The 20,571-nt window shown below is 62.9% G+C and carries 14 protein-coding genes and 2 tRNA genes; 5 read left to right on the forward strand and 11 right to left on the reverse strand.

Features of this window, described 5'->3' with window-relative positions; translation table 11 throughout:
* Positions 1-26: 26 nt before the first annotated feature.
* From ACJJV2_RS14520 to sdhC, 5 genes are all read right to left on the reverse strand, one after another.
* Positions 27-2,861 (reverse strand): 2-oxoglutarate dehydrogenase E1 component, encoded by a 2,835-nt coding sequence (locus tag ACJJV2_RS14520; protein ID WP_405281905.1) that lies wholly within the window; start codon positions 2,859-2,861, stop codon positions 27-29.
* Positions 2,862-3,088: 227 nt separating this feature from the next.
* The gene (locus ACJJV2_RS14525) at positions 3,089-3,793 is read right to left on the reverse strand and encodes a succinate dehydrogenase iron-sulfur subunit (RefSeq protein WP_043333105.1); all 705 of its coding nucleotides are present in this window, start codon (positions 3,791-3,793) and stop codon (positions 3,089-3,091) included.
* 159 nt (positions 3,794-3,952) lie between these two features.
* On the reverse strand, positions 3,953-5,725 hold the full coding sequence (gene sdhA, locus ACJJV2_RS14530) for a succinate dehydrogenase flavoprotein subunit (protein ID WP_043333106.1): 1,773 nt from the start codon (positions 5,723-5,725) through the stop codon (positions 3,953-3,955).
* A gap of 3 nt (positions 5,726-5,728) precedes the next feature.
* On the reverse strand, positions 5,729-6,076 hold the full coding sequence (gene sdhD / locus ACJJV2_RS14535; RefSeq protein WP_043333107.1) for a succinate dehydrogenase, hydrophobic membrane anchor protein: 348 nt from the start codon (positions 6,074-6,076) through the stop codon (positions 5,729-5,731).
* On the reverse strand, positions 6,070-6,447 hold the full coding sequence (gene sdhC, locus ACJJV2_RS14540) for a succinate dehydrogenase, cytochrome b556 subunit (RefSeq protein WP_043333108.1): 378 nt from the start codon (positions 6,445-6,447) through the stop codon (positions 6,070-6,072). Before sdhC ends, sdhD begins: the two co-directional genes overlap by 7 nt.
* A 391-nt stretch (positions 6,448-6,838) precedes the next feature.
* Between sdhC and gltA the strand changes: the two genes are divergently transcribed.
* Both gltA and ACJJV2_RS14550 read left to right on the forward strand, forming a co-directional pair.
* Complete coding sequence (gene gltA, locus ACJJV2_RS14545) at positions 6,839-8,125, forward strand: citrate synthase (protein WP_043333109.1); 1,287 nt, start codon at positions 6,839-6,841, stop codon at positions 8,123-8,125.
* 268 nt (positions 8,126-8,393) lie between these two features.
* On the forward strand, positions 8,394-9,281 hold the full coding sequence (locus tag ACJJV2_RS14550; protein ID WP_405281908.1) for an NAD(P)-dependent oxidoreductase: 888 nt from the start codon (positions 8,394-8,396) through the stop codon (positions 9,279-9,281).
* A gap of 530 nt (positions 9,282-9,811) precedes the next feature.
* On the opposite strand, the gene ACJJV2_RS14555 is transcribed toward ACJJV2_RS14550, so the two are convergent.
* From ACJJV2_RS14555 to gltX, 3 genes are all read right to left on the reverse strand, one after another.
* Positions 9,812-9,887: transfer RNA gene (locus tag ACJJV2_RS14555), tRNA-Glu, on the reverse strand.
* Between the two features lie 18 nt (positions 9,888-9,905).
* A tRNA-Ala gene (locus ACJJV2_RS14560) sits at positions 9,906-9,981 on the reverse strand.
* 214 nt (positions 9,982-10,195) lie between these two features.
* Complete coding sequence (gltX, locus tag ACJJV2_RS14565; protein ID WP_405281910.1) at positions 10,196-11,671, reverse strand: glutamate--tRNA ligase; 1,476 nt, start codon at positions 11,669-11,671, stop codon at positions 10,196-10,198.
* 257 nt (positions 11,672-11,928) lie between these two features.
* Between gltX and cydD the strand changes: the two genes are divergently transcribed.
* Genes cydD through ACJJV2_RS14580 form a run of 3 tightly spaced genes read left to right on the forward strand, consistent with a single transcriptional unit; the run spans position 11,929 to position 16,476 of the window.
* Positions 11,929-13,767, forward strand: coding sequence for a thiol reductant ABC exporter subunit CydD (cydD, locus tag ACJJV2_RS14570; protein WP_405281912.1), 1,839 nt, complete (start codon positions 11,929-11,931; stop codon positions 13,765-13,767).
* Positions 13,764-15,626, forward strand: a complete 1,863-nt coding sequence (cydC, locus tag ACJJV2_RS14575) for a thiol reductant ABC exporter subunit CydC (RefSeq protein WP_405281914.1) — start codon at positions 13,764-13,766, stop codon at positions 15,624-15,626. Before cydD ends, cydC begins: the two co-directional genes overlap by 4 nt.
* Before the next feature lie 37 nt (positions 15,627-15,663).
* Entirely contained in the window at positions 15,664-16,476 is an 813-nt protein-coding gene (locus ACJJV2_RS14580) for an SDR family NAD(P)-dependent oxidoreductase (protein WP_405281916.1), read from the forward strand.
* Positions 16,477-16,496: 20 nt separating this feature from the next.
* Here the strand turns inward: ACJJV2_RS14580 and ACJJV2_RS14585 are convergent, their stop codons facing one another.
* From ACJJV2_RS14585 to ACJJV2_RS14595, 3 genes are all read right to left on the reverse strand, one after another.
* The gene (locus tag ACJJV2_RS14585; protein ID WP_043333112.1) at positions 16,497-17,396 is read right to left on the reverse strand and encodes a LysR family transcriptional regulator; all 900 of its coding nucleotides are present in this window, start codon (positions 17,394-17,396) and stop codon (positions 16,497-16,499) included.
* A gap of 440 nt (positions 17,397-17,836) precedes the next feature.
* Positions 17,837-18,898: a magnesium/cobalt transporter CorA gene (gene corA / locus ACJJV2_RS14590; RefSeq protein WP_084589333.1), complete on the reverse strand. Its 1,062-nt coding sequence runs from the start codon at positions 18,896-18,898 to the stop codon at positions 17,837-17,839.
* A gap of 960 nt (positions 18,899-19,858) precedes the next feature.
* Entirely contained in the window at positions 19,859-20,413 is a 555-nt protein-coding gene (locus ACJJV2_RS14595) for a carboxymuconolactone decarboxylase family protein (RefSeq protein ID WP_043333113.1), read from the reverse strand.
* Positions 20,414-20,571 lie beyond the last annotated feature (158 nt).

Genomic DNA, 20,571 nt, shown 5'->3' on the forward strand with positions numbered 1-20,571 from the left:
TCGGTGCCCTTGCGGGTCGCGAGCCTTTACTTGTTGAAGGCGTCGTCGACCAGCTGGCGCTGCTGCTCGTTATGAACGGACATGTAGCCCGCGGCAGGTGCCGCAGAGGCCGGGCGTCCGGCGAAGTCCAGGCTCATGCCAAGCCCCTGACGGTGCTGCTCAGCGACCTGACGCATATGGTGCTGACTCTGATACCAGGCACCCTGATTGAGCGGCTCTTCCTGGCACCACATCACCTGCTCGAGATTCTCGTAGTCGGCGATGGCGGCCTGGAGCTCTTCCTTCGGGAAGGGATAGAGCTGCTCGACACGGATGACGGCTACGTCTTCACGGCCCTGCTCGGCGCGGTAGGCGGCCAGGTCATAGTAGACCTTGCCCGCACACAGCACGACGCGCTTGACCTTGGAAGCTTCCAGGTTGCCCTTGTCGGACAGCACCATCTCGAAGCGGCCATCGGCCAGTTCGTCGAGGGTGGAAGTCGCTTCCTTGTGACGCAGCAGAGACTTGGGTGACAGCACGACCAGCGGCTTGCGCAGCGAGCGGATGACCTGACGACGCAGCAGATGATAGATCTGCGCCGGTGTGGTCGGCATGCATACCTGCATGTTGTGCTCGGCACACAGCTGGAGGTAACGCTCGAGGCGTGCGGAGCTGTGCTCCGGGCCCTGGCCCTCGTAGCCGTGCGGCAGCAGCATGGTCAGACCGCACAGGCGACCCCACTTGCTCTCGCCGGAGGAGATGAACTGGTCCATCACCACCTGGGCGCCGTTGGCGAAGTCACCGAACTGGGCTTCCCACACGACCAATGCCTTGGGCATGGTGGTGGCATAGCCATATTCAAAGGCCAGCACCGCTTCCTCGGAGAGGTAGGAGTCATGGATGGTGAAGGTCGCCTGACCATCCTTGATGTGCTGCAGCGGCACGTAGGTGTCGCCATCCTTCTGGTTGTGCACCACCGCATGACGGTGGGAGAAGGTACCGCGACCCACGTCCTGACCGGTGATACGCACCGGGTGGTCGGCATCGACCAGGGTGGCGTAGGCCAGTGTCTCGGCGAAGCCCCAGTTCAGCGGCATGCCACCAGCGGCCATCTTGCGACGATCTTCGTAGATCTTGTTGACCTGACGCTGGACCGAGACGCCGTCCGGCACTTCGCACATCTTGTTGGCGAGGGCCTGCAGCTGCTTCATGTCCATCGAGGTATCGGCAACGCCGGTCCACTCGTGGCCCAGGTACGGCGTCCAATCGACGAACAGACCGGTGTTGGGCTGCTTCACCAGCGCATTGGCAACGTGGTTGCCGGCATCCAGGTCGGCACGGTACTGGTCGACCAGGTGCTTGGTCTCTTCCGCGCTGAGCACGCCTTCCTCGACCAGACGGTCCGCATACTTCTCGCGGGCAGTCTTCTGGGACTTGATCTTGGCGTACATCAGCGGCTGGGTACCGGACGGCTCGTCGGCTTCGTTGTGACCGCGCTTGCGGTAACACACGAGGTCGAGCACGACGTCACGTTTGAACTGCTGACGGTAGTCGATGGCGACCTGAGCGGCGTGCAGCACGGCGTCCGGATCATCTCCATTGACGTGGATGATCGGCGCCTGAACCATCTTGGCGATGTCGGTGCAGTATTCGGTCGAGCGAGCGTCATCGGCACGCGAGGTGGTGAAGCCCACCTGGTTGTTGATGACGACATGCACGGTACCGCCCGTCTTGTAGGCACGGGTCTGCGACATCTGGAAGGTTTCCATGACCACGCCCTGACCGGCGAATGCCGCATCACCGTGGATGGAGATCGGCAGTACGCTGTCGCCTTCGCTGTCTTCGCGACGGTCCTGACGGGCACGCACGGAGCCTTCCACCACCGGAGAGACGATTTCCAGGTGCGACGGGTTGAACGCCAGCGCCAGGTGGACTTCGCCGCCCGGGGTCATGACATTCGAGCTGAAGCCCTGGTGGTACTTCACGTCGCCGGAACCCTTGGCAATCTGCTTCTTGCCATCGAATTCCTCGATCAGCTCTGACGGGCTCTTGCCCAGCAGGTTGACCAGCAGGTTGAGACGGCCACGGTGGGCCATGCCGATCACGACTTCCTTGGTACCGTACTTGCCGCTGCGCTGGATCAGCTCATCCATCATCGGAATGAAGGATTCGCCGCCTTCCAGACCAAAGCGCTTGGTGCCCGGGTACTTGCTGGCGAGATAGCTCTCGAGGCCTTCGGCGGCGGTCAGACGTTCCAGCACGTGATGACGGACATCGCGTGAGAAGTTCGGCTTGGAACGTACGGACTCGAAACGCTGCTGCAGCCAGCGCTTCTCTTCCGTGTTGACGATGTGCATGAACTCGGCACCGATGCTGCGGCAGTAAGTCTGCTCCAGCGCGGCGTGGATTTCCTTCAGCGGAGCGACATCCTTGCCCAGGAACAGCGAGCCGGTCTGGAACTCGACGTCCATGTCAGCGGCGGACAGCTGATGGAAGGACAGTTCAAGATCAGGGATCGGTGCCGGCTTGCGCAGACCAAGGGGATCGATATCCGCCTTCTGGTGGCCACGGAAGCGGTAGGCGTTGATCAGCTGGAGAACACGAACCTGCTTTTTGTTCTCGCTGCTTTCGCCCGCAGAGACAGCCACCGGGCGGCGACTGTTGCGACCCATCTCGTAGAACTGATCACGGATCGGCGCTAGCGGAACATCCTGGGAGGGGCTGCCGTCATGACGCGGCAGAGTATCAAAGTAGTTGCGCCACTCGTCGGGAACCTCATTCGGGTCGACAAGATAACGCTCGTAGAGATCTTCTACGTAGTGGACATTCCCCCCGCTCATATGGGAAGTGCGCCACATCAACTCCATTGTGCCTTCTTGCATCTCTCGGTCACCCTGACTGATGGGGTGGGGTAGGCGCCTGACAAGCGCTGTCGGCGTCACTCGATTATGCCCTGTATGGCGAAACCATGGAGGCCTTCACCATCTGAGTCTTCTTTTATCGTCAAAAGCCGGTGCACAAGGCACCGGCTTCAGCAAGCTGTGCGCTGCGACAAGGTGTGACACCCTGCCGCAGCTGACGTGCATCATAGCAAGCTAAGGCGCGGCTTTTAAGTGGCGTTTGCCAGCAAAAGCTCACGAATCTTGCCGATGGCACGTGTCGGGTTCAGACCCTTGGGGCAAACCGCGACACAATTCATGATTCCGCGACAACGGAATACGGCAAACGGGTCGTCCAGCTCGCTCAAACGCTCCTTGGTGGCGGTGTCACGCGAGTCCGCCAGGAAGCGATAGGCCTGCAGCAGACCGCTCGGACCGACGAACTTGTCCGGGTTCCACCAGAAGGACGGGCAGGCAGTCGAGCAGCAGGCACACAGGATGCACTCGTAGAGACCGTCGAGCTTGTCACGGTCTTCCGGCGACTGCAGACGCTCGATGGCCGGCGCCGGCGTGTCGTTGAGCAGGTACGGCTGGATGCGCTCGTACTGCTTGTAGAAGATGCTCATGTCGACGACCAGGTCACGCACGACCGGCAGGCCCGGCAGCGGACGCAGCACCAGCTTGTTGTCCTTGACGACTTCGGACAGCGCGGTGACACAGGTCAGGCCGTTCTTGCCGTTCATGTTCATGCCGTCCGAACCGCAGACGCCTTCACGGCAGCTGCGACGATAGGCCAGCGAGCTGTCCTGTTCCTTGAGCATTTCCATCACGTTCAACACCATCAGGTCACGACCCTGGGTGTCGACCTGAAACTCCTGCATGTACGGCGCAGTATCGGTTTCAGGGTTGTAGCGGTATATGGATACCTGAAGCATGGTTTCCCCTCCGGGCAAACGGGTCAGGTGCGTGCGGTGACCTGCACGCACCTCGATCACGGCGAACTCAAGCGAGAGTGAACTCGAGCGAGTGCGAACTTGGTCTGAATGAAGGCGCGGCGTCCCGACCGAGTCGGTACGCGCGCCTTGGGTTCAGACTCAGTAGGTACGAATCTTCGGCTCGAAACGCTCGACGGTCTTCGGCGCGAAGTTCACATCACGCTTGCCGACACGCTTCTCGTTCGGGAAGAACAGAGAATGCTTGAGCCAGTTCTCGTCATCACGATCCGGGAAGTCGTAACGGGAGTGAGCACCACGGCTTTCCTTGCGGGTCAGGGCCGCAATGGCAGTGGCTTCCGCCACTTCCATCAGGTTGTCCAGCTCGAGAGCTTCGATACGCGCGGTATTGAAGACCTGAGACTTGTCGGACAGACCCGCCTTGGCGATACGCTCACGCAGATCGGACAGCTGCTTGACGCCCTCTTCCATCTTGTCTTCCTGACGGAAGACACCGAAGGAGTTCTGCATGATCTGCTGCAGTTCGCGCTTGAGTTCCGGCACGGACTCGCCGCTTTCGGACTCGTTCCAGCGGTTCAGGCGCACCAGGGCTGCATCGATGTCGCTCTGCGTCGGCTCGAGGTACTCGACACCTTCGTTGAGCGCGCTTTCGATGTACTTGCCCGCGGCGCGGCCGAAGACGACCAGATCCAGCAGCGAGTTGCCGCCCAGACGGTTGGCGCCGTGAACGGACACACAGGCCACTTCACCCACGGCATAGAGGCCGTTGACGATGCGGTCGCTGCCGTCTTCGTTCTGTGCGATGGCCTGACCGTGCACGTTGGTGGCGATGCCGCCCATCATGTAGTGGCAGGTCGGCACGACCGGTATCGGCGCGTTGGTCGGATCGACGTGCGCGAAGGTCTTGGACAGCTCGGAGATACCCGGCAGGCGCTTGTTCAGCACTTCCTCACCCAGGTGATCCAGCTTCAGGAAGACGTGGTCGCCATTCTCGCCACAGCCACGGCCTTCGAGGATTTCCAGCACCATGGAGCGCGCGACGACGTCACGGCCCGCGAGGTCCTTGGCGTTCGGCGCATAACGCTCCATGAAGCGCTCGCCGTCCTTGTTGACCAGGTAGCCACCTTCACCGCGGCAACCTTCGGTGACCAGCACGCCCGCACCGTGAATCCCGGTCGGGTGGAACTGCCACATTTCCATGTCCTGGACCGGCAGGCCGGCACGCAGTGCCATGCCGATACCGTCGCCGGTGTTGATCAGGGCATTGGTGGTGGAGGCGTAGATACGGCCCGCACCGCCAGTGGCCAGAACGGTGGCCTTGGACTTCACGACCACGGTCTCGCCGGTCTCGATGCACAGGGCAATCACGCCGACGATATCGCCGTTGGCATTCTTGACCAGATCGATGGCGTACCACTCGTCGAGGAAGACGGTGCCGTTCTTCAGGTTGGCCTGATACAGAGTGTGCAGCAGGGCGTGACCGGTACGGTCAGCCGCGGCGCAGGTACGAGCCGCCTGGCCGCCCTTGCCGAAGTCCTTGGACTGGCCACCGAACGGACGCTGATAGATGCGGCCGTTGTCGAAACGGGAGAACGGCAGACCCATGTGCTCAAGCTCGAAGACCGCTTTCGGGCCTTCGGTACACATATATTCCGCAGCGTCCTGATCAGCGATGTAATCGCCACCCTTGACGGTGTCATACATGTGCCAGCGCCAATCATCATTCGGATCAGCAGAAGCGATGGCACAGGTGATACCGCCCTGGGCAGAGACAGTATGCGAGCGGGTCGGGAAGACCTTGGACAGCACGGCGGTCTTCTTGCCGGACTGGGACAGTTCGAGACCGGCACGCAGGCCAGCGCCGCCGCCGCCGATGATGATCGCGTCGAATGTCAGGCTACGCATGGTGGACATGTATCAGGCTCCCCACAGGACTTGAACGCCCCAGACCAAGAAGATGAACAACGCAAGGATGACGAAGACCTGGAAACCGAAACGCAGTGCGGTCGGCTTCATGTAATCGGTCGCCACGGTCCACAGACCGATCCAAGCGTGTGCGGCAATCGAGATGAATGCCATCAGAGAGAAGATGCGCATCGCCGTGTTCTCGAACAGACCACTCCAGGTGGTGTAGTCGAGGTTCGGATGGAGCAACAGGTAGCCGACCATGAACACGGAATAGACTGCCAGAATCACGGCAGAAACACGCTGCAGCACCCAGTCGGACAGACCGCTGCGGCTGAAATTGGTGATGTTGTTTACCATACCCAGACTCCCGCCAGGACCACGAGAACAGCACTGATCACGACAGTGACCTGCGCCTTGCGATTAGCACTTTCCAGTTCGACACCAATATCCATGTCCATCAGCAGGTGCTTGATGCCAGCCACGAAGTGGAAACCGAGGGCAGACAGCAGGCCCCAGGCCACGATCTTGGCCAGGAAGTTGGTCGCCAGGGTGTCGCGCACTGCCTCGAACCCTTCCGGGGAGGACAGCGAGGCATCGAGTGCCCACAGCGCAAATACCAGGCCCACGAACAGAATCACGCCGGTAATACGGTGGGTGATTGAAGTCAGCGCAGGGAGAGGGAACTTTATCGTCGTCAGATCGAGATTTACGGGTCGTTTGCTATTCACGGCTCTTACACACTCTCTTGGCCCAACACGGACGCAAGCCCGCAGGGGCGGTGGTTTGAGGAAGGGTCTCGGGCGCAGGCCATCCACGGTACCGAGCCGAATTTCCCGCCAGTCGCGCGACGGTGGATTATAGGGGTTGGCCATTGGCATGACAAATGGCATGACGTCGCAGGGCCGCAACCACGGATTGCACAAAATGCAGTGAACAGGACGCGACCTGACGCCACGGGATACGTAAACGTCGGGGAACTGACGCACAGCAGCATGGCGCGCGTCTCTACGCCGTGTGGCGAATTGACAATCTTTCGCGGGCTTCTATAGTGGGCGGGATTGATGCAAGCCCGGCATGGCAAGCAAGTCAAAGAGTTACGCGAATAATGAGGAGGTCGGCATGACTGACAAGAAAGCGACATTGACAGTAGACGGTATCGACAAGAGCATCGAGTTCCCGGTCTATTCCGGCACGCTCGGCCAGGACGTCATCGACGTTCGCGGCCTGACCGCCGAAGGCATGTTCACCTACGACCCGGGCTTCGTCTCCACTGCCGCCTGCGAATCATCCATCACCTTCATCGATGGCCAGAAAGGCGTGCTGCTGCATCGCGGCTACCCCATCGACCAGCTGGCCAAGAGCTCCAACTACATCGAGCTGTGCTACCTGCTGCTGTTCGGAGAGCTGCCGAGCGACGAGGAATACGACAAGTTCGCCCAGCTGATCAGCAACCACACCATGGTGCATGAGCAAATCGTCAACTTCTTCAAGGGCTTCCGTCGCGACGCCCACCCGATGGCGATCCTGTGCGGCGTGGTCGGTGGCCTGGCCGCCTTCTATCACGACAACCTGAACATCACCAACGAGAAGGAACGCTACGTCAGCGCCGTGCGCCTGATCGCCAAGATGCCGACCCTGGCGGCCATGTGCCACAAGTACAACATCGGTCAGCCGTTCATGTACCCGCGCAATGACCTCTCCTACGGCGAGAACTTCCTGTACATGATGTTCGGCAACCCGTGCGAGGAGTACAAGATCAACCCGGTGTTCGCCAAGGCGATGGACACCATCTTCATGCTGCACGCCGACCACGAGCAGAACGCCTCGACCTCTACCGTGCGTCTGGCCGGCTCCACCGGTGCCAACCCGTTCGCCTGCATCAGCGCCGGTATCGCGGCACTGTGGGGCCCGGCACACGGCGGCGCCAACGAAGCCGTGCTAGCCATGCTCGACGAGATCGGTGAAGAGTCCGAGGAGAACATCCAACGCTTCATCGACAAGGCCAAGGACAAGGAAGACCCGTTCAAGCTGATGGGCTTCGGTCACCGCGTCTATCGCAACTTCGATCCGCGCGCCAAGGTCATGAAAGAGACCTGCGACGAAGTGCTGGAGCAGCTGGGCATGGCGGACGACCCGCAGCTCAAGATCGCCAAGCGTCTGGAACAGATCGCGCTGGAAGACGAGTACTTCATCGAGCGCAAGCTGTACCCGAATGTCGACTTCTACTCCGGCATCATCCTCAAGGCGATCGGCATCCCGACCAACATGTTCACGGTCATCTTCGCCATGTCGCGCACCATCGGCTGGATCTCCCACTGGAACGAGATGATCGCCGGCGGCCACCGCATCGGCCGTCCGCGTCAGCTGTACACCGGCCACCCGCAGCGCGACTATCCGGCCAAGTAACCCAGCACCAGGCAACCAGGCACCCGGCAACATCGGGTCATGCGCCTGCAGGACAGACCGCCTCTTCGGAGGCGGTTTTTTTGGCCTGTTGCCTCTCATGCGCGCAGCCCCTGTCGAGACGCAAGCCACAAAGCCGCCCCATCCCCGCCCCGGACGTGCTAGCGTGCTGATGTACCGGCTTCGTCACGCCCTGTACGCGCCGGCACGCCATGCGCCCCACCGCGAGCGGCGCAACCTCATTCCTGATTGATGGCAAGGAGCCCCCAGCATGTCAGACACACACACAACGCCACGTACCGCCGCCTTCATCGGACTCGGTGTCATGGGTTACCCCATGGCCGGCCATCTGAAACGCGCAGGCCTTGAGGTGCGGGTCTACAACCGCACACGTGCACGCGCCGAGCAGTGGAGCGAGGAGTACGGCGGCAGCCATCACGCCACCCTGCGAGAAGCCGCCGAGGGCGCCGATATCGTGCTGATGTGCGTGGGCAATGATGATGACGTGCGCAGCGTCACCTACGGCGACGACGGCGTGCTGGCCGGCATGACGAGCGGCAGCCTGCTGGTGGACCACACCACCGCCAGTGCCGACCTGGCACGCGAGCTGGCCGCCGCCGCGGGCGAGGCCGGCATCGGCTTCGTCGACGCACCGGTCTCCGGCGGCCAGCAAGGCGCCGTGAATGGCGTACTGACCATCATGTGTGGCGGCAGCGAAGCGGATTACGCGCGTGCCGAGCCGGTGCTGACGCACTACGGTCGCATGGTGAAGCGCATCGGCGAGACCGGTGCCGGCCAGACCACCAAGATGGTCAACCAGATCTGCATTGCCGGGCTGGTGCAGGCACTTTCCGAGGGCCTGCACTTCGCCGAGCAGGCGGGGCTGGATCGCGAGGCGGTGATCGAGGTGATCTCCAAGGGCGCCGCCGGCTCCTGGCAGATGGAAAACCGTCACGCCACCATGATCAAGGACGAGTACGATCACGGCTTTGCCGTCGACTGGATGCGCAAGGACCTCGACATCTGCCTGGCGGAAGCACGCCGCATCGATGCCAGCCTGCCGGTGACCGCGCTGGTCGATCAGTTCTATGCCGACGTGCAGGCCATGGGCGGCAATCGCTGGGACACCTCCTCGCTGCTCAAGCGCCTCTCCAGATGAAGCGGGTCTGAATACACGCGAGCGAGCTGAATCGCATCACACGGCCTCGCACTGAAAACGCCTCATTCCAACGCCATATGGACGCGGGAATGAGGCGTTTTTTGATGCCGCAGCGCAACATCCCAGACAGCAGCGGCGCTCATGATGTTTTTCCACACTATCTGTGGATAACCTCGTTGATAACCCCTAGACAAGCGCGGCGAACCAGCATGACAGCGGGCTTACCAACAGATTGCACAAAATTTAACCAGCGCATAAACCATTGATATAAAAGAATTTTTTCGTAACACGACGTAAGCGCCAGCCGCAGGGGCCGCACTTTGGGAAGAGATGCAGGGGGAGATGTGACAGCGCGCGAACAGTGGACAAGACACGAGGTCTGTCAAGGGCGACTTGGGGATAACATGCTTTTCTGCCGACGCACAGGCTGTGCATAAGCCAGAATCAGGGACAAAAAAAACACACCCCGCAAGGTGTGCTTTTTTGTTGACTTCACGAGACCTGAAAGGTGACTCGAGATGTCTGAAGAGTGGCGTCCCATAGGGGGTTCGAACCCCTGTTACCGCCGTGAAAGGGCGGTGTCCTGGACCACTAGACGAATGGGACGCAGTCGCTTGAGAAACTTGGTGGAGCCTAGCGGGATCGAACCGCTGACCTCAACACTGCCAGTGTTGCGCTCTCCCAGCTGAGCTAAGGCCCCGTCTCTCAAGAACGAGGCGTATCTTACTGATAACCCTCGGGGTCGTCAACTTCTTTTTCACACAATTCTCATCGTGCTGCTGATCAGCACTGAAAGCGCTGTTCAGCGCCCTGCTGCAAGACATGGCCCCCATGACGACTACGTCACGGGGGCCATCATCTGCACATCGCAGACACCCTTGCAGGTCGCGATATTCTTGCAGGTCGCGATATTCTTACAGGTCGCGATATTCCTTCTCGAAGCGCTTGGCGGCCTTCTTGGAGACGCCGCCCAGCACGGACACGGCGTGACGCAGACGCGCGCGCGTCATGTCGGAGCCCAGAATGACCATCGCGTCCATCACCGAGGTGGAGGTCGCCGAGCCAGTCACCGCCACGAACACCGGTGCCAGGAAGTCCTTCATCTTGAGCCCGAAGTGCTCGGAGAGCAGCTTCACTTCCGCCAGCAGATGCTCCTTGTCCCAGCGGCTCACGGCTTCAAGCTTCCAGGTCAGGAACTGCATCTGACGCACCAGGTCTTCGCCTTCCAGCTTCGCCTTGGCGAAGTCGTCCGGCGTGATGGCCGGCAGACCGGAGAAGAAGTGGCCGGCCAGCGGAATCGCCTCGGACAGCGTCTCGATGCGCGGCTTCACTTCCGGCAGGATCTGCTTGACGTAGGACTCGTTGAAGGCCCACTGACGCAGCTCGCTCAGCAGCTCGTCCTCGGACAGATCGCGGATGTAGAGACCGTTCAGCCAGCTGAGCTTCTCGACATCGAACACCGGGCCACCCAGCGAGACACGCTGGATATCGAAGTGCTCCTGCATCTCGCTCAGGGTGAACTTCTCGCGCTCGTCCGGCATGGACCAGCCGAGACGACCGAGATAGTTGATCACCGCCGCCGGCAGGTAACCCATGCGACGGTAGTAGAGGATCGACGTCGGGTTCTTGCGCTTGGACAGCTTGGTCTTGTCCGGATTGCGCAGCAACGGCATGTGGCACAGTTCCGGCATCTGCCAGCCGAAGTATTCATACAGCAGCTGATGCTTGGGCGCCGAGTTGATCCACTCCTCGCCACGCAGCACGTGGGTGATCTCCATCAGGTGATCATCCACCACGTTGGCCAGGTGGTAGGTCGGCATGCCATCGGACTTGAGCAGGATCTGCGCATCGACCTGGGCCCACTCGACCTCGATCTCGCCGCGCAGCATGTCCTTGACCACACAGGTGCCGCTTTCCGGCACGTTCATGCGGATGACGAAGGGCGCGCCCGCCGCTTCACGACGTGCCACTTCTTCTGCCGGCAGCGCGAGATCGGACGGCTTGAGCGCCATGTGCAGACCTTCGGCCTTGCGCGACTCGCGCAGCTCGTCCAGCTCTTCACTGGTGCGATAGCACTTGAAGGCATGGCCGGCATCGATCAGCTGCTGGCAGTGTCTGGCGTAGATGTCGCCACGCTCACTCTGACGGTACGGGCCATGCGGACCACCGACATCCGGGCCTTCGGCCCATTCGATGCCCAGCCAGCGCAGCGAGTCGAGGATCATCTGCTCGGATTCGCCGGTGGAACGCGTCTGATCGGTATCCTCGATACGCAGAATGAACTCGCCACCGTGCTGACGAGCGAAGCACTGGTTGAACAGGGCGATGTAGGCGGTGCCGACGTGGGGATCACCAGTCGGCGACGGTGCGATGCGCGTACGAACGGTCATGTGGAGTCCAGTAGTTCGAGAAGAGAGGGCAACAAGCGTCTCGGCAATGACTGACTGCCGAGCCGTGAAATCACGCTGCTGTCTCAGCAGCAAGTGCTGGGGCATATTATACGCAAGGTGAAGATGTGCGACAGTGCGTCGCCGTGTACCAACGCTCTCTCGGCGGTAAGCTTGCGCCAGATGCGTCATTCTCTGCCTTGAGACGTGACGCCAGCGCCTCCCTGCAACTATCTCTGCCACCACCGGCAGGAGCATGAATGCCCCGAACTGCCGCTGCACCCGATGTTTCACCCTCCCCCACCGATGCCACTGCATCGGCAGAATTCGTGCCACGCCGCTGGCTGGAGACACTGGCACGTGCCGGTGGCCGCTGGCCCCAGCTCGCCATCCTGTGCGCCCTGCTCTCGACACTTGTCCTGATCGCCCAGGCCTGGGCCATCGCCCGTCTGGCCCAGGGCGTGGCGATCGACCGCGAAGGCCTGGCGACACTGTGGCCGGCCATCGCGGTGCTCGCCGCCAGTCTCTCGCTGCGCGGCGCGCTCACTGGCCTGCGTGGCTATGCCGGCACCCGCGCCAGTCAGCAGGTCCGCCGTCGCCTGCGCGAGCGCCTGCTGCAGCGCTTCGCCGAACTCGGCCCGCTGTGGGTGCGTCGCCAGCATCGCACCAGCCTCGCCAACCGCGTCTGGGACCAGGTCGAGTCACTGCACGGCTACTACGCCGACTTCCGTCCGCAGACACGCCTCGCGGGGCTGATTCCGCTGATGCTGCTGTGCGTGGTGTTTCCGCTCAACTGGGCGGCCGGCCTGATTCTGGCCACCACCGCACCGCTGGTGCCGATCTTCATGATTCTGGTCGGCATCGCGGCGCGCAAGCGCTCGCAGGAGCAGTTCCGGGAGATGGACCGCATGGGCCGTCACTTCATGGACCTGCTCACCGGCCTCAAGACCCTCAAGCTGTTCGGCAGCGCCAGACGCGGCCCCCAGGTCGAGGCGGTCAGCCATGCCTTTCGCAAGCGCACCATGCGCGTGCTGCGCCTGGCCTTCCTGTCCTCCACGGTGCTGGAATTCTTCACCGCGGTGTCCATCGCGCTGCTGGCGGTCTACCTCGGCTTCCATTTCCTCGGCCATCTGCAATTCGGCACCTGGGGCGACTCACCGCTGACCCTGCAGACCGCACTCTTCATTCTGGTGCTGGCGCCCGAGTTCTATCAGCCGCTGCGCGAGCTGGGCGTGCACTATCACGCCAAGGCCGAGGCCGAGGCTGCCGCCAGTGACCTCGCCTCCATCGTCGGCAGTGCCCCCTTCACGCAAGAGGCCGAGGCTGCCACACAGGCGCACAATGCCAACAGCGACCTGCCCGCGGCGCGCCCTCAGACCCGCAAGCTGCACTCGCTGATGCTGGAAGAGGTCTGTGTGCGCTATCCCAATCAGTGGAGCAGCCAGACCAGCACGCTGACTCCGCCGGCGCTCGGCCCGCTGACCCTGCGGATCACCCAGGGCGAACGTGTCGCGCTGACCGGTGCCTCCGGCTCCGGCAAGTCGACGCTGCTCAATCTGCTGCTCGGCTTCGTCGAGGCCAGCGACGGCCTGCTGTATCTCAACGGCCATCCGCTGAGCCACGGCCTGCCGCCGGGCATGGCGACCTGGGTCGGTCAGGAGACGGTGGTCCTGTCCGGCACGCTGGCCGACAACCTGCGTTTGGCCAGGCCTCAGGCCAGCGACGCCCAGCTCGAAGCGGCGCTGGACAATGCCGACCTGCTTGACTGGTACCAGCACCTGCCGCGCGGGCTCGAGACGCGCCTTGGCGAGGGCGGTCAGGCGCTGTCCGGCGGCCAGGCACGCCGCCTGTCACTGGCCCGCGCCTTCTTGCATGACGCGCCGCTGGTGCTGCTGGATGAACCCACCGCCAGCCTGGACGCCGAGAGCGAAGCGCGCGTGATCGCCGCGCTCAAGCGTCTCGGCGAGGGCCGCACCCTGCTGTTGCTGACCCACCGACCAGAGCTGCTGACGCTGTGCCAGCGCCTGATTCATCTGGACGATGGCCAGCTGGTGCAGGACCGCCCGCTCCCCCTCCCGACGCCGCGAGGTGACGCATGAGCCGCGCCATCCGCAAGCCCGCGCCTGATACGCCCGCAGCTGTCACAGCCAGTGAACCAGCACTGGGTGAAGCGTATAGCGAGCAGCGCCCAGGTCTGCGCGAACTGACGCCCTATCTGGCCCTGATGCGCGAGCATCGCGGCTGGCTGGGCATCGGTGCGCTGCTGGCGCTGATCACCCTGCTGGCCGCCACCGGCCTGCTGGCGCTGTCGGGTTGGTTTCTCTCCGCCACCGCCGTGGCCGGCTTGAGCGTCGCCGCCACCCAGGCCTTCAACTTCTTCACCCCGGCGGCAGGCGTGCGCGGTCTGGCGCTGGCGCGCACCGCAGGGCGCTATGGCGAGCGCGTCACCACCCACGAAGGCACGCTGCGTCTGCTGGCGAGCCTGCGCCGCCGCCTGTTCGAGGCCATCGAGCCGCTCTCCCCTGCCGCCCTGCAGCATGCCGGCCAGGGAGAGTTGATGACGCGCCTGGGCGCGGATGTCGACGCCCTCGACAGCCTCTACGTGCGTGTATTGATTCCCTCGCTGGTGGCGGTCTGCGCCATCCTCGCCGCCGGCACGCTGATCGGCATCTTCGCGCCGATACTGGCGCTGGTGGCGGTGATCGGGCTGGTACTGACCGGCGGACTGGTGCCTTGGCTGGCCTGGTGGCGTGGCAGCCTTGACGCCATGCGGCATCAGTCCTCGGCCAGCCGCCTGCGCGCGCGCCTGCTGGAGCGCCTGCAGGGACTGGGTGAGCTGGTGATCTATGGTCGCTGGAATGAAGAGCTTGAGCGCCTCGCCGAGCAACAGGCCGAGCGGGACCGCATCGAGCGCGCCCAGGCACGCCGTCAGGCACTGGCCAGCTGGCTGAGCCACAGTCTGCTGGGGCTGACGCTGGCCGGGGTGGCGCTACTCGGCGTGATGCAGATGGCGCCATATGCAAACACCGACATGACGACGCATTCTGGCGAGCTGCTCGATGGTCGTCTGCTGGCACTGTTCCTGCTGGCCGTGCTCGGCGCCTTCGAGGCACTGGCACCACTGCCGCTGGCCTGGCAGGGGCTCGGTCGCTGCCTGTCGGCGGCCGCGCGCCTCAACGGCGTGCAGGCCAATACGCCGGCGGCCCAGTTCCCCAGTGACTGCGAGGCTGCCACGCCGGTGGGTCATGCATTGGAGATCGAGCAGCTGAGCGTCACCCGCGGCGACACGCCGGTGCTTGAAGAGCTGTCACTGACACTCTCCGCAGGCGAGCATCTGGCACTGCTCGGCCCGTCCGGCAGCGGCAAGAGCACCCTGCTGGACGTGCTCAGTCGCTTCCATATCCCCAGCGCCGGACGCATCAGGCTGGGCGGCGTGGCGCTGGATTCACTCGATGAGGCCACGCTGCGCGCAAGCTTCGCGGTCTGCCCGCAGGACACGCATCTGTTCTGTGCCAGCTTCGCCGACAACCTGCGCCTGGCCGCTCCCGAGGCCAGCGATGAGGCACTGACGCGCATGCTGGAAAGCCTTGGCCTCGGCGACTGGCTGGCCCGCCAGCCACAGGGACTGGCCGGCTTCCCGGATGAAGGGGGTCGTTCATTGTCCGGTGGCCAGTTGCGCCGCTTCGGTGTGGCACGCGCGCTGTTGTCACCGGCGCCGATCGTGCTGCTCGATGAGCCCTGCGAAGGACTGGACCGCACCAGCGCCGAGCAGGTGATGAGCGCGATTCTCGTCGCCTGCGAGGGCCGCAGCCTGATCATGATCACCCACCAGCCGCTGGGGCTGGAGCGCTTTGCGCGTCTGGCGCTGCTGGAAGCGGGCCGCCTGCAGGAAGACACCACCCCGACCACGCTCAGCAGCGACTCCCGTCTCGCCAGGCTGATGGAGCGCACTGCCTGACGACAGTCACATTCGGCCACTACAGAGGGAGACATGCATGGCAGAAAGCAGACTGGAAGATCAGCCATTGGCGGCGGACACCTTCGCGCGCCTGCCACAGGGCTTCTGCGCACTGGTCACCGGTGCCAGCGGCGGGATCGGGCGGGCGCTGATCGCTGAGCTGCTCGCCCATCCCCACTGTGGAAAAGTGCTGGCGGTGAGTCGCGATGTCTCATGCCTGGCGGCACATCCCGAGCTCGAGACGCTGGAAGCCGACCTGACCACCGAGCAAGGCACGGCGCGCCTCGAGGAGTGGCTGGCGCAGCAACTGGATGGGGAGCGCGAGACGGGACAGCCACCGGCGCTGATACTCAACGCGCTGGGCCTGCTGCATGACGAGCGCGAGCAGCTATGGCCGGAGAAGCGTCTGGAAGACTTGAGTCTGGCGGCCCTGACGCGCCTGCATCAGGTCAACGCCTTCGCCCCGGCCCTGCTGCTGGGAATGCTGGCGCCACGCCTGCGCCGACGCACGCCGGTGATCTTCGCCTCGCTGTCGGCGCGGGTCGGCTCGATCTCCGACAACCGCAGCGGCGGCTGGTACGCCTATCGCGCCAGCAAGGCCAGCCACAACATGCTGCTCAAGACCGCCGCCATCGAGATCGCGCGGCGCAATCCCGAGGCGCTGCTGGTCGCGCTGCATCCCGGCACCACCGACACCGGCCTGTCGACGCCCTTCCAGGCCCGCGTGCCCGAGGGAAAACTTTTCACGACGGGCTTCGTAGCGCGCCGTCTGTTGCGCGTCGCCTCTGAACTCCCGTCCACCGCCAGCGGCGGCTTCTACGACTGGGCCGGCCAGGCCATCGAGTGGTAACCCTCTCGGTAGAGGCAACGTCAGAGCTGCAGATGCTCCTGGAACCACTCGGTGATGAAATCGAGGTAGGCGCGGGTCTTGTCGGGCAGGTACTTGCGTGAGCGGAACAGCACCACCATCGAGCCATGCTCGTTCCAGTAGGGCTGCAGCAGCGGCACCAGCTCACCACTCTCCACTGCCGCGCGGGCCGAGAAGGTCGGCAGATAGGCGAGACCGAAGCCGGCCTTGGCCGCCTCCACCACGCCGAGCAGATTGTTGATCACCAGCCGCGACTCCGGCTCCACATCGAAGGGCTGGCCATTGAGCGTGAAGCGCCAATGCGCCCCCAGGTCGTAATTGCCGTAGAAGATGGTATCGAAGGCGCGGATGTCCTGGGGCTGCACCGGCGGCGCATTGACGCGCGCCAGATAGTCCGGCGCCGCATACAGGCCATAGACCACCTTGCACAGCGGGCGCGAGACCATCGAGGAATCCGGCAGCGGCCCCATGCGAATCGCCAGATCCACCGATTCATCGATGGGCTCGAAGCGCTGATCCTCAAGCAGAATCTCGACGCTGACATCCGGGTAGCGGCGCATGAAGGCGGTGGTCGGCGCGGCCAGATACATGAAGCCGAACGACACCTGCGCCGATACCTTGAGCTGGCCCATCGGCTGCGAAGTGACGGACTGCACGCGGGCCTCGGCGGATTCCAACTCCTCGCGGATGCGCAGGCCGTGCTCGTAGTAGATGCGCCCCGCCTCGGTGAGATGCAGCTTACGGGTCGAGCGATTGATCAGGCTGACGCCCAGCTGCTCTTCCAGTGCCGCCACCCGCTTGGATGCCAGCGACTTGGAAATTCCCAGTCGCCGTGCCGCCGCCGTGAAACTGGCCGCGCGCACGACCTCGACGAATACGCGCAATGCATCAAGTGTCGCCATGTGTCTCCCTTACCCTCGCTGTGCAACCGCCATGGCCCCCTGAACACGGCCAGACATCCCATCAATATTCCAGGTTTCCATATTGGAAACCCTAGTTTTCGATTGTACGCGCTTATTCTCCAAAGCGCGGCACCCTATACTGTGCGCCACGAACATGCGGGAGCAGGCGCGTCGCGGCATCGGCCGCCTGCTTCCGGACTAGACCGACGACGGCCGGGCCTGCGTGGCGCAGCCCGACCGTCCAGGTTCGCGCTCAGGTAGTTGCACTGCTCATCCCACCGATTCCCGGTGACTGGTCTGCATGGCGACGCCCCCACGCGCGGTTTCGCTGTCGGCCCATCCCGGGCCTCGGTGGCGATCTTCAGTGTTGTAATGCAAGTTTCTTGTGCGCCTGCCGTCTCACGACGCCAGGCGCTTTTTTTATGCCTGTCTTCAGCGACTTACAGCCACTTCTTCCACTTGAAGAACAGATAGGTCGAGAGCGCCGACACCCCCATCAGACACAGCGCGAAGGGATAGCCCCAGTCCTCGTCCAGCTCCGGCATCCAGTGGAAGTTCATGCCGTAGATGCTGGCGATCAATGTCGGCGGCATGAAGACCACTGCCGCCACCGAGAAGATCTTGATGATGCGGCTCTGATCGAGATTGGTGAAACCGATCGAGGCATCGAGCAGGAAGTTGACCTTGTCGAAGATGAAGGTGGTGTGCGGATTGAGCGAGTCGATGTCGCGCAGCATGTCGCGAATCTCCTGACGCCGCGACTTCTGGCGTGGCGCCGAGGGCAGATGGCGCGTCAGCTGACGCAGCAGGCGCTGGCTGTCCAGCAGCGACTGGCGCACCTTGTCGTTGTAGCGCTCCTGCAACAGGATGCCGTGCAGGGTGTCCTCCAGCGCCTCGGGGTGCACCGCCTGCTTGCCCAGCGCTTCCAGTGCCCGGTAGATATCCTCGATCTCATCGGCCAGGTAATCGACCTTCATCGCCAGCAGCGCCAGCAGCACCTCCCAGCCATCCTCCGGGCTCAGTCGCTGGCGACGCAGGTGATTGCGGAACAGCCGCAGCAGGCCGATATCCTCGTGGCGCATGCTGATCAGCTGGCGTCCATGCAGATGGAAGGCGACGTTGGCCGTCTGTGGCTCGCGCCCCTTGCGATGCGGAAACAGCGAGACGACGTGGATGCCATCGCCTTCCAGATAGAAGCGCGACGACGACTCGATCTCCTCCAGCTCCTCGACATCAGGCAGCTCCACCGTGAACTGTTCGCTCACCCAGCGCTTTTCCTGCTCATCCGGCTCGCAGAGATCGATCCACAGCACATCGCTTCGTACCAGTATCGGTGGCGCCAGCTCGTCATCGGCCAGCAACCCGGCATGCAGGGCAGCCGCTTCTTCAGCGCTGTCCGCCAAGCGCGGCGGCGCATCGGGCTGGCCGGGCTGCGGGTCGGGCAACACGATATGTTCGCCGCGCAGGCGGCCATCATCGTGCAGTCGATAGAGTGTGATCATGATGACTTCCTCGAAAAGCCTCGCGGGTCGCGCCTGTACACCGACTGATGACAATGACTGGCCGCAATGGCCAACCGTCTGAAAAGGCAGCGAAACCCGGGCGCCTTGGCGGCGTGGGAATAGGATGTCGTCATTCTAAACGAGATGGCGCGCCAGCGGAGGCCGAGCGACGGGGCGTTATCAAGCACGAGGGCGTGAGCGAGAAGTCGCGTGCGAGAGATCACCCGCGGGAATGAGCGTGCGAGAGATCGAGCGAGTGAGGGAGATAGCGCGCCAGAGCAGCGCTTGACGGCCAGACACGAAAAAAGGCGACCCGTGAGAGTCGCCCTAAGACCGTGACTAGCTTGATGAGGAGAAACCCGAACAGGGGCCTGACTCCGCTGTTCTGGCTACCGCATTCCATGGCGGGAAGCGATGAATCCAGATTATGCTCTCCGGCAGACGCCGTCAATACTAATGAGAAATATTTTCATTAACATTGAGTCAGCGTTTATCTCACGCGCCGCTGGCCTCCCCTCACCGGCTGACGTATCATGGCGCCAGAATATCAAGGTCGTGACTGGCCTGATGAGACGCTTGCCAGGGACCTGACATCCAAATCTGGTGAGCACGAAGCACCGCTCGGCTCGCAAGCCTTCCTCCCTGTCATTGGCAGACGGAAAGCAAGTGAATCGAGAAGTGCTTCCGGACGCCTCCCTCGCGCAAGCGAAGGAGGCGTCTTTTTTTGCGCATAAAAAAGCGGCTCACCCCGTAGGATGAGCCGCTGGCAAGGACCGTAAAACTGTCTGATGAGAAGCCTCCCGGACAGGGGCCTGACTCCGCTGGCCGGGACACCGCTACCCATGGCGGGGAAGCGATGACCCCAGAATATGACCCGCGGGCTCAGACGTCAACACTAATGAGAAATATTTTCATTAGCATTGGAGAGTCAGGCACTTGCCGTTCCCTCTCGCCTCAGCTTCAGCCCTGCTTGTGCCACTCGAACTTCTTGAACGGCTCGTCGATCGGCGTCTCGGCCAGGTGATTGGTGTAGTTGCTCATCACCTTCTGGGACAGGCCCAGAATCACTTCCAGCACATTGCGCTTGGTGTAACCGGCATCGAGGAAGGTCTGCACGGTGGCGTCATCGACGAAGCCACGCTCACGCACCACGGCCAGCGTGAAGGTGCGCAGGGCTTCCAGGCGCTCGGTCGGCAGCGGCGTCTCGTTGCGCAGCGCCTCGATGATGGCGTCATCCACTTTCATCGACTTGGCGATACCAGTATGCGCCGGCACACAGTAGTGGCAGTTGTGCTCGACGTTGATGGTCTGCCACACGACGGTGGTCTCTTCATCATCGAAGCTGCTGTCGAGGAACAGCTGGTGCAGCACCTGGTAGCCTTCCAGCAGGCCCGGCGCTTCCGCCATCACGGCGTGCAGGCCCGGCACCATGCCGAAGGCTTCGACAGACTTGCCGAGCAGCGGCTTGCTGTCCTGCGGGGCATTGTCGGCGGTGTAGAGTGTGAAATCTGTCATGAGAACTCCTTCGGAATGATGAGCGAGATGCGCGGAGCCTCAGGGGCGGGCTGCCAGTCAGTGGCATGAAGCCTTGAGCAGCGCCCCTGGGGATGCAGGGCAAGATATGAGCAAACGCTCAAAATAACGCCTGACAATCCGCTGCACTGCGTTGTCGG

The organism is Cobetia sp. Ld8 (assembly GCF_045066615.1).
Classification (GTDB): Bacteria; Pseudomonadota; Gammaproteobacteria; order Pseudomonadales; family Halomonadaceae; genus Cobetia; species Cobetia amphilecti.